We start from the raw sequence: 12,736 nt of genomic DNA, 5'->3' as shown, positions 1-12,736 counted from the left end.
GATGCTAGCGGAAGATAGGCTCAACGCGATCGTGTCGATGGTTCAGCAGACCGGCTCGGTTACCGTGCCGGAGCTTGCCGAAGCCCTGGGCGTGACGGCGTCTACCATTCGGCGCGACCTGCAGACGCTCGACCGAGCACACCGTATCGCCAAGGTGCACGGAGGCGCGACAAGTCTGGAGCGCGCGCACGTGACGCGCGACCTAACGCTTAATGAGCGCAGCGACCTCCATAACGACGACAAGGAGCGTATCTGCGCCCGTGCGGCGGCACTTGTGGAGCCCGAGAGCTTTGTATACATCGACTCGGGTTCGACGACGCTCAGGCTCATCGAGCATCTTCCACACCTTGAAGATGTCACCTATGTGACTGATTCCGTGCTCCATGCTCAGCATCTCGCTGTGCGCGGCATGCGCACCGTTGTGCTGGGCGGCGAGCTCAAGCCTGAGACCGAGGCTCTCGTCGGTCCCGATGCCTTGGCAACCCTAGACCGCTATAACTTCAACTGCGGCTTTTGGGGCTCTAACGGCATTGCCACCGAGCAGGGCTTCACGGCGCCCGATATCGAGGAGGCGCAGGTCAAGCGTATCTCGATGCGTCATACGGCCAAACGTTACGTAATCTCGGACGCCAGCAAATTTGGCATGGTGGCGCCCGTCAAGTTCGCGGACTTCCGCGACGCAACGATTATTACCGCAGGCGAGGTCCCCGCCAAGTACCGGGCAATGGACAACGTCATCACGGTCTAGCAGCAGGGGGACGGGCTAAGGCCAAAACCACCACAAAGGTGCCTGTCCCCATTGTGGTGGTTAGTAACGAAAACCGAGTAGTTTTCTCAATAGAAAAGCGGCAACGTCCATCACGGACGTTGCCGCTTTCGTCGTCTACTGTTTCTGTCTAAGTCTGTAACAACTGGACCGTTAAAAGTGGGATAGGTGTTACAGATTGAGATGCTTCCGAACCGCGCCGTCCCTTTGTCTCAATCTGTAACATCTGGGATCGATTTTGCCGAGTTACTGTTACAGATTGAGGTTTTCCCTTAAGGGGGATTCGAATGTCTCGATCTGTAACAGATAGACCGGAAAATGGGTTCTAACTGTTACAGATCGAGACGTTTTGGGACCGCGGCTGAGCCATTGCGGCAAAACCACCATAAAGGTGCTTGTCCCCTTTGTGGTGGTTTAGGGCTCCCAGGGGCAGGGGGCTTCGATGTGGATGTGCTCGCCGGTTACGGGATGCGTAAAGGACACGCTGTGGGCATGGAGCATGAGGCCGCAGGGACGCGGCGTTCCGTACAGGTCGTCGCCAACCAGGGGATGATGCTCGCTTGCCAGGTGCACGCGAATCTGATGCTTGCGGCCGGTGAGCAGCTCGACATCAATATACGAGCGCGTGGGCAGGCCGCGGCGGCTCTTAAGGCGCTTGAGTACCTTGACGCGCGTCTGAGACGGCTTGCCGCTGGCGCCGACGCGCATCTTGCGGCTGTCGTGACGGTCGCGGGCGATAGGCTTGTCGATGAGCTTCTCGTTCCAGTCGATCTTGCCCTCGGCGAGCGCCAGATAGTGCTTTTCGAATGCGTGGTCGATGACCATCTGGTCAAAGGCGGGCTGCGTCTGCTTGTCGAGTGAGAACAGCACCACGCCGGTGGTGTCACGGTCCAGGCGATTGAGCGGCTGCATGTCGGTCGCGGCAAAGCCGTCGCCCATCGCCAGCAGCAGGTCGCTGGCGTAGTCGGTAAGTGTGCGCTCGCCGGTGCCGTCACCGTGGACGATCATGCCGGCGGGCTTGTCGATGGCCATGAGCCAGGCGTCGCAGTAGAGGACTTGAGGTTCTTCGTTCACGTGTAAGCCTTTCGGTTAGCTAATTCCCACAAACATGCAGCCCGAGGTGGCGCCGCGCAGGCGGGCGGCCGGCTTGCGGCCGGCTTGAGCCGCCTCGACAGCGCGACGGACGCGAGCGACGGCACGGCCAATCTCATCGGCCTCGAGCAAGGTTCCGTCGACCATAAGACGGCGCACGCCGGCGTCGAGCAGCTGTGGAACCTGCGGTGTGAGGTCGATGGGGTAGGCGTCGTACAGGCGAGAGCGGCCGTGGATGTCGGTGCGGACGGGCATGACCTTTCCGTCGATATTCTTGAGCGAGAGCTTGCGGGCACGCAGGCGGCAGTTGGCACAATCGTGGATGCAGCCGTTGGCAACCTGCAGAATGCAATGCTCGCTTGTCATGACGCGCGGGCGGCCAAAGACGGTGATGCCTAGAGCCGCGGGCGCGGCGGCGCCGAGCGAGACAATCTCGTCGAGCGTGATCTCGGGCGAGAGCCAAAACGCACCGGCTCCGCGCTCGGCAAGCGCCTCCATGCAGGGCGTGTTGTGCACCGGCAGGCAAGAGCGAATCTCGGCCGTGGCGCCAACCTGGGCGGCCAGGGCAAGCTCAGAGATGTTGCCAATAGCGACCGTGGCGCCGGCAACAACCCATGGGTCAACGCGGACGTGGTCAACGGCGCGGCAGACCTCATCGAGCACGGGTACGATGTCCTGCTCAAACGTATCGGCGGGGGAGAGCTTGGCCGCATCGAGCGCGTCGGTGGTCATGTAGATGCGCGTTGCACCCTCCGCCCGCGCTGCCTCGGCGGCCTCGAGCGAGGTGACGGTGGCGCAGATCTGCGGCTCGTCGCGGTAGTGCTCGGGCGCGGGGCGGGAATCACTGGTGACAATCGCCGGCAGCTCGAGCGTTTTCGCGCGCTCCGCGTACGGCGCCAGAATGGCCTCCTCCAATGCTTTACAGGCGGCGGCGCGCACCTTGTGCACGGCGGAGAAGCCCATGCCGCAGCCCTCATCGAGCGCCACCTCAAAGCTCGCTGCCTCAAAGGGCGAGGAGCCCATGCGGCCCACATGCTCAACCATGTCCGCCGCCTCGACGGCGCGGGTCTTGGCGGCCTCGACGGTGAAGCCCGTGGCGGTGGCGGTGAGCGCGGGGTCGTCACAGCAGGTGAGTGTGACAGTAAACGGCTTGCCCAGGCGCGCCACGACGGACACATCAACAGCGCGGCGGCGCAGCACATCGCGCTTGAGCGCGGCGCCGGCGGCGTCGATGGCACGCTGGCTGCGAATCACGCGGACACGGCAGCCCTCGGGCATGCTACGGGGCACGCGACACTCGATAACATCGCCGGCAGCGGCATCATCGGCGGCAATGGTGGTCAGGAACTGGTCAAACTCGTTATCGTGGCGAAGCTCCAGCAGGTCGCCCTTGCCCACGGGCTCAAACAGCTCAATGCGGGCGATGGCGGCGCGGCGACGGCGGTCGTCGGGCTTGAGGCCGCGCACATCGCGGTTGGCCGGGCGGCTGCCCAGCACCGTGCCCACGATCTGTCCGCGGTTGTTGGAACGCTCATAGCTCATCATCTCGTCGCCCGAGGTGCCGTCCTGATAGGCGTGCGTAAAGTCGCGGTTAAAGCAGCGCTTGAGCTGGCGCTGACGGGCGGCTTCCTCGTCCTTAGAGGTCGAAACATCGGCCAGCATATCGTCAATCTGATGACGATACACATCAACGATGGAGTACACGTAATCGGGCGCCTTCATGCGGCCCTCGAGCTTGAGCGACGCGGCGCCGGCGTCATACAGACGGCGAACAAGCTGCGAGGTGTTGGTGTCACGCGGGCACAGCGCGCGCTCGCGACCGGCAGGGGAGAGCGAGCGGCCGTTCTCGTCGATCAGCTCGTAGGGCAAGCGGCAGGGCTGGGCGCACATGCCACGGTTGGCCGATCGTCCCGCCATGGCAAAGCTCGAAAGCAGACACAGGCCCGAGTAGCAAAAGCAGATGGCGCCATGGCTAAAGACCTCAAGGTCCACATCGGGCGCGGCATCGTGAATGGCGGCAATCTCGTCGATGGAAAGCTCGCGCGAGAGGGTCACGCGGTCGGCGCCCTGCTCGCGGCACCAAAGGGTTCCGCGGTCGTCGTGGATGTTCGCCTGGGTCGAGATATGCGTCTCGATGCTGGGCATCGTGCGCTTGACCTCAAAGAACAGGCCCCAGTCCTGGATGATGAAGGCGTCGGCGCCCAGCGTGGAGCAGCGATGGATGAGCTGCAGCGCATCGCTCATCTCGGATTCCTTGATGACGATGTTGACCGTGACGTAGACGCGCGAGCCGGCCAGATGCGCGGCGCGGCAGGCCTGCTCAAAGGCCTCGTCGGTAAAGTTGGTGGCCTTGCGGCGGGCGTTGAAGCTGCCCATGCCGCAGTAGATGGCGTCTGCCCCGGCGGCGAGTGCGGCGGCAAAGGGCTCGGGCCCTCCGGCGGGCGCCAAAAGCTCGGGTCTGCGGTTGGTGGTTCGACTGGCGGTTGCGGTCATATCCTGCCTTTCAAAATGCTCAGATAATCAAAAGTATAGTGGTGCCGTCGCGGCAGGCGATGCCCGTGCTCTAAGCGGGATAAAGTCTTCAGCAGCTTGGACTGGCTGCTTCACATGAGAACCGTTCAGCGGTCCGGGGAAACCGTTGGGCGATAAAATATTCTCGCAACGTGATAATAATCTTGCATCGCGCGGAAACCTTGAGTACTATCTCAATCAAGCGCGGTGTTCAGACCGAACTGTGCCTCCCGGTGTGAACGCCGCGCTCCCGTTCCCTTTTACTTGTAAGGAGAAAAACATGAGCAAGACCGTCGTGTCTTCCGATAACGCACCCGCAGCCATCGGCCCGTATTCCCCTGGTATCCAGACCGGCAACATGGTGTTCCTGTCCGGCCAGCTGGGCATCGATCCCGCAACTGGCAAGATGCCCGAGGGCGTCGAGGCCCAGGCCAAGCAGTCCCTTGCTAACGTCGAGGCCCTGCTGACCGCTGCCGGCGCCACCTTTGCCGATGTCGTCAAGACCACAGTCTACCTGGCTGACATTGCCGACTTCGCCGCCGTGAACGAGATCTACGCCTCCAAGTTCGAGGCCCCGTTCCCCGCGCGCAGCGCTTTCCAGGTTGCCGCTCTTCCGGCTGGCGGTCTGGTCGAGATCGAGGTCGTCGCCGCTCTCTAAGGCGTTGACCACAACTAAACATGACATGCAAAAAGACCCTGCAGCGCGTGCGAGCTGCAGGGTCTTTTGTCAGGTGACGAATCGCTTGTGGAGCCGCGCTCCATTTTGCTCGTTAGCCCTCCTTGCGGACTTTTTGCAGGTAGCGGTACACGCTGGGCTCCGAGATGCCCAGCGCGGTGGCGGCGCAGGCCACGGCGCCCTTGAGCATGAACACCCCGTTGCCGTTGAGGTGGCGAATGACGTCCACGCGGTCGCTCTGACCAAGCGACGCTACATCCAGCCCGCGCGCGCTCAGCAACTCGGCAATGCTGCGGTCGATGAGCTCCTGGGTGGACTCCGAAAGGCTTTCGACCTCGATAGGGGCGGGCTCCGTGCGCGTCGGCGCTGCGTCGAAGCACGCCATGAGCTGCTGCGCCATGGCGTTGATGGAGCGTACGGTCGAGAGGTCGGTGTTGACGCAGAGCATACCGACGATCTCGTCATTTTCGCGGATAAAGAACGTCGCGGACTCCAACGTCTTGCCACCGGCACCGCGCCCCTCGTAGCCCGTAATAAACGGCAGGTCGCGATACTTGGGGTCGTGCATGATCTTGAGCGCCAGATCGGTGGCGGGACCGCCGACCTTGCGGCCGCTCACGATGCCGTTGCGAATATCGACGATGGCGTGGTCGGGATCCGAGAAATCGTGCAGGACGATCTCGCTGTTCTTACCGAGTATCTGCTCCAGGAAATCGACCATCGGCAAAAAGCGACGTACGGTCTCGTTCACGGGCAACTCCTTTGGGTGAAATCGGAAGGTTCATAACAATTTTTTCTCATGGTAACACGCTACTCTTCATCTCGTATATCCGCAGGTACATTGCGTAATACAGACGAACGGTAGGAATTTGGCGGTAAACGGTTGACCAAAAGAAAAGTTAGATGTTATTTTGACCAGACACTTTCCTGACCTGCGGAAATGCATTATCTCAGCTGAAGAATAGTCTGATAACAAAAAATTATTATTGAGAATGAGAATCATCTTTAATACGATATGCAACGAAGGCACAACCTCAACCCCGCACTGCGTCACAATAGAGCGTTAGATGCGAAACAACTATTTCGAGGATTGGTGGTCAAATGACCCAGGAGACGGTTACGAACGGCACTGAAGCCCTGTTCACTCGTGAAGGCATGCCTCCCGTTAAGGAAATGATCCCGTGTGCCCTTCAGCACGTACTGGCTTCGTTTGCCGGTATCATCACCCCGGCTGTCATCATGGCCGGCGTCTACGGCTTTAATAGCCAGCAGAGCACCGACATCATTCAGGTTGCGCTCATTCTTTCGGCAATCGACACGGCCCTTCAGGCCTTCGCTCCCTTCCGTCGCATCGGCGGCGGCCTGCCCATCGTCATGGGCGTTTCGTTCGCGTTCCTGCCGGCTCTGCAGGCCATGGGTGCCTCGGGCTTTAGCTTTGGTGCGCTGCTGGGCGGCGAGATCGTCGGCGGCGCCGTCGCGGTCCTCTTTGGTCTGGCCTACAGCAAGATCAAGTGGCTGTTCCCGCCCGTCGTGACCGGTACGGTCATCTTCTCCATTGGCGTCTCTCTCTATCCCACGGCCGTCAAGTATATGGCCGGCGGTATGGGTACGCCGCTATGGGGCACCCCGCAGGCCTGGTGCGTCGCTCTTATCACCTTCGCCGTGGTCTTTGCGCTCGCCAACTTTGGCAAGGGCACGCTCAAGCTGGGATCCGTGTTCTTTGGCATGATCGTTGGCATGATCGTCTCCATCCCCTTTGGCATGATCGACTTCTCCAGCGTCGCCACCGCTCAGGTCTTCGCCCTTCCCAAGCTCATGCCCTACGCGCTCGAGTTTGATCCCGAGGTCTGCATTACCCTCGCTGTCGTGTTCCCCATGGTTGCCATCCAGGTTATCGGCGACGTTTCCGCCGCCTGCCTGGGCTCCATCGACCGTATGCCCACCGAGCGCGAGCTCTCCGGCGCTATCGTGTCCCAGGGCCTCACCTCTATGGTCGGCGGCCTGCTGGGCGGTCTTCCCACCAGCGCCCTTGGCCAGAACGTGGGCATCATCTGCTCCAACAAGGTCGTCAACAAGTGGGTCTTTGTGATCATCGCGGCCGTCTTTGCCATCGCCGGTCTGTTCCCGCAGCTCTCTGCCGTCCTTTCCGCTATCCCGCAGCCCGTCATCGGCGGCGCGACCGTCGGCGTCTTCGGCACCATCACCATGAACGGCGTGCGCATGTTCACCCGCGAAGGCCTCACGCAGCGCACTACCACCATCGTCGGTACCTCCGTCGTCTTTGGCCTGGGTATCTGGATGGCCAGCGGTTGCCTTGCCGGCGAGGGTATGCCCGCCTGGGTATCCACCGTCATCGGCTCCAATGCCGTAACCCCCACCGCCATTATGGCCATTGTCCTTAACCTGATCCTTCCGCAGACGCCGGTCGTGGCTCAGCACATCGATGCTGCCAAGGACGCTGCCGTGGATCTGGTCTTGCCCGAGAGCAAGAAGTAACCAATTCGGTGCTATTCGTCGGCGGACGCATCGCCTCGTCCGCCGACGTCATGCGGCGCCAAGCCGCACTTCAAAGGGTTTGTCCCTTTGGTGAAGCGTTGACGGGAGAGGGCCCGTTTCCGGTGTAGGCCGGCGCTTCGCACTCCGCCATGTCAGAGGTGTCAAACCCCGCCCCTGATGTTGAAGGGAGCATTCATGCTTCTGGTCGCTAACGGTTCCGTCTTTACCCGCAATTCTCAGACCCCGTTCATTCCAAACGGTGCGGTCGCCATTGACGGAGATACGATCGTCGAAGTGGGCCCCGAGTGCGAGCTCAAGTCCAAGTACCCGGATGCCGAGTACGTCGATGCCCGGGGCAACCTCATCATGCCCGGACTCATCAACTGCCACACCCACATCTACTCGGGTCTGGCCCGCGGCCTTGCCATTAAGGGCTGCAACCCCACCAACTTCCTGGAGAATCTTGAGCAGCAGTGGTGGAAGATCGACGACAACCTGACGCTCGACGGCACCAAGGCAAGCGCCTATGCCACGATTCTTGACTCCATCCGCGATGGCGTCACCACGATCTTCGATCACCACGCGAGCTTCTGCGAGATCCCGGGAAGCCTTTTTACCATTAAGGACGCCGCTCAGGAGCTGGGCATGCGTTCGTGCCTGTGCTACGAGGTCTCCGACCGCCGCGGTCAGGAAAAATGCGACCAGGCCATTGCCGAGAACGCCGAGTTTGCCCAGTGGGCCGCCAAGGAGCGTCGCGATAACGACAACCACATGATCGCCGCCATGTTTGGCGGACATGCCACCTTTACGCTGTCGGACGAGACCATGGATAAGATGGCCGAGGCCAACAACGGCCTGACCGGCTTCCACATCCATGTGTGTGAGGGCATGAATGACGTGTGGGATTCCCGCCTCAACCGCGGCGGCATCAGCCCCGTCGAGCGCCTGCTGCAGCACAACCTGCTGGGTCCCGACACCATGCTCGGCCACTGCATCCACGTGACGCCTGCCGAGATGGATATCGTCAAGGAGTCCGGCACCTGGCTCGTCAACAACCCCGAATCCAATATGGGCAACGCCGTGGGCTGCGCCCCCGTGCTCGAGTTCTTCCGCCGCGGCATCCCCGTGTGCATGGGCACCGACGCCTACACCCACGACATGCTCGAGAGCCTCAAGGTCTTTCTGATCATTCAGCGCCACAACGCCGCCATGCCCAACGTGGGCTGGTGCGAGGCCATGACGATGCTGTTCGAGAACAACGCCAAGATGGCGAGCAAGTACTTCGATCGCAAGCTCGGCGTGCTCGAGGCCGGCGCTGCCGCCGACGTCATCGTCATGGACTACAAGCCCTTTACGCCGCTGAGCGAGGAGAACATCGACGGCCACATGCTCTTTGGCATGATGGGCAAAAACTGCCGTACCACCATCATCAACGGCCGCGTCCTGTACAAGGATCGCGAGTTCGTTGGCATTGATGAGGAAAAGATCAACGCGTGGACCATGGCTGAGTCCAAGAAGCTCTGGAGCACGCTCAACGATCGCGTGTATTAATTCCAATTGGAGATTCGCGCGCGTCGGATGTTTCGCCGCATCCGACGCGCGCATAGGCGGCCTCCGCGGGGTCGCCGGCGCTGTGCTAGCGCTACACCGTATTTGCGCCCGCCGCGCGGTCTCGCCGGGCGTTACAGAGAGGAGCTCACTATGAGCGACATCATGAGGCCGATCCCGTTTTCGCAGCTGATGAACTGGATCATCGAGGAGCACAAGACCCAGGACGCCATCTTTGGCGTACGCAAGATGGTCGCGACCAACCAGGAGGGCGCGCTTCCCATTTTTGACGAGCGCATCGAGACTCCGTTTGGCCCGGCCGCCGGTCCCAATACGCAGCTTGCCCAGAACATCGTGGCATCCTATGTGGCCGGTTCTCGCTTCTTTGAGCTCAAGACCGTCCAGGTTATGGACGGCGAGGAGCTCTCCAAGTGCGTCAACAAGCCCTGCATCGTGGCTCAGGACGAGTGCTACAACTGCGAGTGGTCGACCGAGCTCGAGGTTCCGCAGGCCTTTGCCGAGTACGTGAAGGCATGGTTCGCCTGCCACCTGATCGCTCGCGAGTACGGCCTGGGTAGCCCGGACGGCTTTGTCTTCAACATGTCCGTGGGCTATGACCTCGAGGGCATCAAGAGCCCCAAGGTCGACGCCTACATCGAGGGCATGAAGGACGCCAGCGGCTCCGACGTCTGGAACGAGTGCCGCGCATGGGCACTCGCCAACCTGGACAAGTTTGAGCATGTCGACGCTGCGTTTGTCGAGTCCATCCCGGCGCGCGTCTCCAACTCCATCACCGAGTCTACCCTGCACGGCTGCCCGCCGGCGGAGATCGAGCGCATCGCGACCTATCTGATCACCGAGAAGGGCCTCAACACCTACATCAAGTGCAACCCCACGCTGTTGGGCTATGAGTTTGCCCGCCAGCGCCTCAACGAGCTGGGCTTTGACTACATCGTCTTCGATGACACGCACTTCCGCGAGGACCTGCAGTGGGCCGATGCCGTGCCTATGTTCGAGCGCCTGATTGCCCTGTGCGCCGAGCGCGGCCTGGAGTTTGGCGTCAAGCTCACCAACACCTTCCCCGTCGACGTGACGAGGAACGAGCTGCCTTCCACCGAGATGTATATGTCCGGCCGTTCGCTGTTCTCGCTGACCATCGAGGCTGCCCGCCGCATTACCGAGCAGTTCGATGGCAAGCTGCGCATCAGCTACTCCGGCGGTGCCACGGTCTACAACATCCGCGCCCTGTATGACGCCGGCATTTGGCCCGTTACCTTGGCGACTGACGTGCTCAAGCCCGGTGGCTACGAGCGCTTTAGCCAGATGGCCGGCGAGTTTACCGATCTGGATGGCAAGCCGTTCGTGGGCGTTTCGCTCGAGGCCGTGACGGCGATCCAGACCGACTCGCTCACCAACCCGCTCTACAAGAAGCCGCTGCGCCCGCTGCCCGACCGCAAGGTCGCCGGCAAGAGCCCGCTTTCCGACTGCTTTACCACGCCGTGCCGCACGAGCTGCCCCATCCAGCAGGATATTCCCGCCTATCTGGCGGCTGTTGACGAGGGCCGCTACGAGGACGCACTCAACATCATCATCGAGCGCAACGCCCTGCCGTTCATCACCGGCACTATCTGCCCGCATCCTTGCGGCCGTGCCTGCGAGCGTGCATTCTACGAGCCCGAGGGCGCCCAGATTCGCGCCAGCAAGCTCAAGGCCGCCCGCGAGGCAATGACCGCCGTGCTGCCCAAGCTGCGCGCCCAGGCTATCGCCAACGACGGCGAGCGCAACGTTGCCGTTATCGGTGGCGGTCCGGCCGGCCTGGCGACGGCGTTCTTCCTGACGCGTGTCGGCGTGCCCGTTACCATCTTTGAGGCCCGCGATTCGCTCGGCGGTGTGGTCCGTCACGTAATCCCCGAGTTCCGTATCGCCAGCGACGATATCTCGCACGACGCCGAGCTCTGCCTGGCCTTTGGCGCCAAGGTTCAGCTTAACGCCCGCGTGGAGTCCATTGACGAGCTCAAGGCCCAGGGCTTTACCGACGTGGTCGTGGCCACCGGTGCCTGGATGCCCGGCTCTGCGGGCCTGGGCGAGGGTGCCGAGCTCGACGTGCTGGAGTTCCTCGAGGCCGCCAAGAAGGGCGAGAAGCTTGAGCTGGGCGAGGACGTCGTGGTCATTGGTGCCGGCAACACCGCCATGGACGCCGCCCGCGTGGCCAAGCGCCTGGCAGGCGTGAAGAACGTGCGCCTGGTGTATCGCCGCACCAAGAAGCAGATGCCCGCCGACGAGGAAGAGCTCGATCTTGCTCTTGCCGATGGCGTTGAGTTCTGCGAGCTGCTGGCGCCCAAGGCGCTCAACGGCGCCGTGCTGACCTGCGACGTCATGGAGCTTGGCGAGCCGGATGCAAGCGGCCGTCGCAGCCCCGTCGCCACGGGCGAGACCGTCGAGCTTTCCGCCACCACGGTGATCTGCGCCGTGGGCGAGGGTATCGATGCCAGCCTGTACGATGCCGCGGGCGTCGAGCACGACCGTCGCGGTCGCCTTGTCGCCACCTCCACCGGCGTCGAGGGCGTCTGGGCTGCGGGCGACTGCCGCCGCGGTCCTGCCACCGTGGTCGAGGCTATTGCCGACGCCGCCGAGGTCGCCCGTGCCATCGCCGGCGTGGACTTTAACAAGTACGCCGACTGCAACGAGCAGGCCGGTCGCGAGGACACCTGCTACGAGCGCAAGGGATCGCTGCGCCGCGACAAGCGCAGCTGCACCAAGACCCGCTGCCTGGGCTGCGGCTCGGTGTGCGAGGTTTGCTGCGACGTGTGCCCCAACCGCGCAAACGTTGCTATTAAGGTGCCGGGCCTGGCCAAGCATCAGGTGGTACATGTCGATGGCATGTGCAACGAGTGTGGCAACTGCGCTGTGTTCTGCCCCTACCAGGAGGGTCGTCCCTACAAGGACAAGCTCACCCTGTTCTGGAGCGAGGAGGACATGGAGAACTCCGAGAACGAGGGCTTCCTGGCCGTGGACGAGGATCACTTTAAGGTCCGTGTTGCCGGCACGGTCCGTACCGTCTCGGTCGATGCCGTCAACACCGGCCTTCCCGAGGCCGTCCGCCTGACCATCAAGGCCGTGCGCGACAGCTATCCGTATCTTCTTAAGAAATAGGCGAGTCTCTTATGGCCAAATCCATTCAACATAACGTGGCCTACGTTGCCTGCGGAAGCGGCTGTGCTTCCGCAGGCGGCGATGCCCACTGCAGCGAAGGCTGCATTGGCTGTGGCGCCTGCGTCACGGCCTGCCCCCACGGTGCCATTGCGCTGGTCGACGGCATCGCCCGCGTGGACCGCTCCAAGTGCACGGGCTGTGGCCTGTGCGGCATGGCATGCCCGCAGCGCGTGATTGCCTTCGTTCCCGGCTACCAGAACATCCTGGTGCGCTGCAACAACACCGATAAGGGTGCCATTGCGCGCAAGATCTGCGACACGAGCTGCATCGGTTGCGGCATGTGCGCCAAAAAGTGCCCTGCAGGCGCTATCCGCATCGAGGACAACTGCGCCCATATCGACGGCGCGGACTGCCTGTCGTGCGGCATGTGCGCCGTCGTCTGCCCGCATGGCGCCATTCACGACCGCACCGGCATCGCCGCCGGCGTGTAGAAG

The 12,736-nt window shown here is 62.2% G+C and carries 9 protein-coding genes; 6 read left to right on the top strand and 3 right to left on the bottom strand.

The window, feature by feature from the left end; all coding sequences use genetic code 11:
- The first annotated feature begins 1 nt into the window (after position 1).
- Positions 2-748 (top strand): DeoR/GlpR family DNA-binding transcription regulator, encoded by a 747-nt coding sequence (locus DXD16_RS02510; protein ID WP_117655025.1) that lies wholly within the window; start codon positions 2-4, stop codon positions 746-748.
- A 432-nt stretch (positions 749-1,180) separates the two neighbouring features.
- Here the strand turns inward: DXD16_RS02510 and DXD16_RS02505 are convergent, their stop codons facing one another.
- Both DXD16_RS02505 and DXD16_RS02500 read right to left on the bottom strand, forming a co-directional pair.
- Positions 1,181-1,840, bottom strand: coding sequence for an RluA family pseudouridine synthase (locus tag DXD16_RS02505; RefSeq protein ID WP_233502584.1), 660 nt, complete (start codon positions 1,838-1,840; stop codon positions 1,181-1,183).
- A gap of 15 nt (positions 1,841-1,855) precedes the next feature.
- Positions 1,856-4,351, bottom strand: a complete 2,496-nt coding sequence (locus DXD16_RS02500; RefSeq protein WP_117655024.1) for a U32 family peptidase — start codon at positions 4,349-4,351, stop codon at positions 1,856-1,858.
- A gap of 298 nt (positions 4,352-4,649) precedes the next feature.
- On the opposite strand from DXD16_RS02500, the gene DXD16_RS02495 reads away from it, so the two are divergent.
- The gene (locus DXD16_RS02495) at positions 4,650-5,027 is read left to right on the top strand and encodes a RidA family protein (protein WP_035137477.1); all 378 of its coding nucleotides are present in this window, start codon (positions 4,650-4,652) and stop codon (positions 5,025-5,027) included.
- Between the two features lie 112 nt (positions 5,028-5,139).
- Here the strand turns inward: DXD16_RS02495 and DXD16_RS02490 are convergent, their stop codons facing one another.
- A complete protein-coding gene (locus DXD16_RS02490) occupies positions 5,140-5,796 on the bottom strand; it encodes a transcriptional regulator (RefSeq protein WP_231501550.1) in 657 nt (218 codons plus the stop codon).
- 350 nt (positions 5,797-6,146) lie between these two features.
- On the opposite strand from DXD16_RS02490, the gene DXD16_RS02485 reads away from it, so the two are divergent.
- The 4 genes from DXD16_RS02485 to DXD16_RS02470 all read left to right on the top strand — a co-directional run bounded on the left by DXD16_RS02485 (position 6,147) and on the right by DXD16_RS02470 (position 12,733).
- Positions 6,147-7,541 carry a uracil-xanthine permease family protein gene (locus DXD16_RS02485; protein ID WP_055285183.1) on the top strand — a complete coding sequence of 465 codons (1,395 nt, stop codon included), beginning with the start codon at positions 6,147-6,149 and terminating at the stop codon, positions 7,539-7,541.
- Between the two features lie 195 nt (positions 7,542-7,736).
- The gene (ssnA, locus tag DXD16_RS02480; protein WP_117655023.1) at positions 7,737-9,092 is read left to right on the top strand and encodes a putative aminohydrolase SsnA; all 1,356 of its coding nucleotides are present in this window, start codon (positions 7,737-7,739) and stop codon (positions 9,090-9,092) included.
- Positions 9,093-9,242: 150 nt separating this feature from the next.
- On the top strand, positions 9,243-12,242 hold the full coding sequence (ygfK, locus tag DXD16_RS02475) for a putative selenate reductase subunit YgfK (RefSeq protein ID WP_117655022.1): 3,000 nt from the start codon (positions 9,243-9,245) through the stop codon (positions 12,240-12,242).
- An 11-nt stretch (positions 12,243-12,253) separates the two neighbouring features.
- Positions 12,254-12,733, top strand: coding sequence for a 4Fe-4S binding protein (locus tag DXD16_RS02470; protein ID WP_117655021.1), 480 nt, complete (start codon positions 12,254-12,256; stop codon positions 12,731-12,733).
- Positions 12,734-12,736: the final 3 nt, after the last annotated feature.

Source organism: Collinsella sp. TF11-5AC, assembly GCF_003436775.1.
Lineage (GTDB): Bacteria > Actinomycetota > Coriobacteriia > Coriobacteriales > Coriobacteriaceae > Collinsella.
This window is presented reverse-complemented; position numbering and strand designations above follow the sequence as displayed.

Excerpts from the sequence above, each read along its gene's own strand:
- DXD16_RS02510 (WP_117655025.1), top strand. The coding sequence starts at position 2 with ATGCTAGCGGAAGATAGGCTCAACGCGATCGTGTCGATGGTTCAGCAG.
- DXD16_RS02500 (WP_117655024.1), bottom strand. The coding sequence starts at position 4,351 with ATGACCGCAACCGCCAGTCGAACCACCAACCGCAGACCCGAGCTTTTG.
- DXD16_RS02495 (WP_035137477.1), top strand. The coding sequence starts at position 4,650 with ATGAGCAAGACCGTCGTGTCTTCCGATAACGCACCCGCAGCCATCGGC.
- DXD16_RS02485 (WP_055285183.1), top strand. The coding sequence starts at position 6,147 with ATGACCCAGGAGACGGTTACGAACGGCACTGAAGCCCTGTTCACTCGT.
- ssnA (WP_117655023.1), top strand. The coding sequence starts at position 7,737 with ATGCTTCTGGTCGCTAACGGTTCCGTCTTTACCCGCAATTCTCAGACC.
- ygfK (WP_117655022.1), top strand. The coding sequence starts at position 9,243 with ATGAGCGACATCATGAGGCCGATCCCGTTTTCGCAGCTGATGAACTGG.
- DXD16_RS02470 (WP_117655021.1), top strand. The coding sequence starts at position 12,254 with ATGGCCAAATCCATTCAACATAACGTGGCCTACGTTGCCTGCGGAAGC.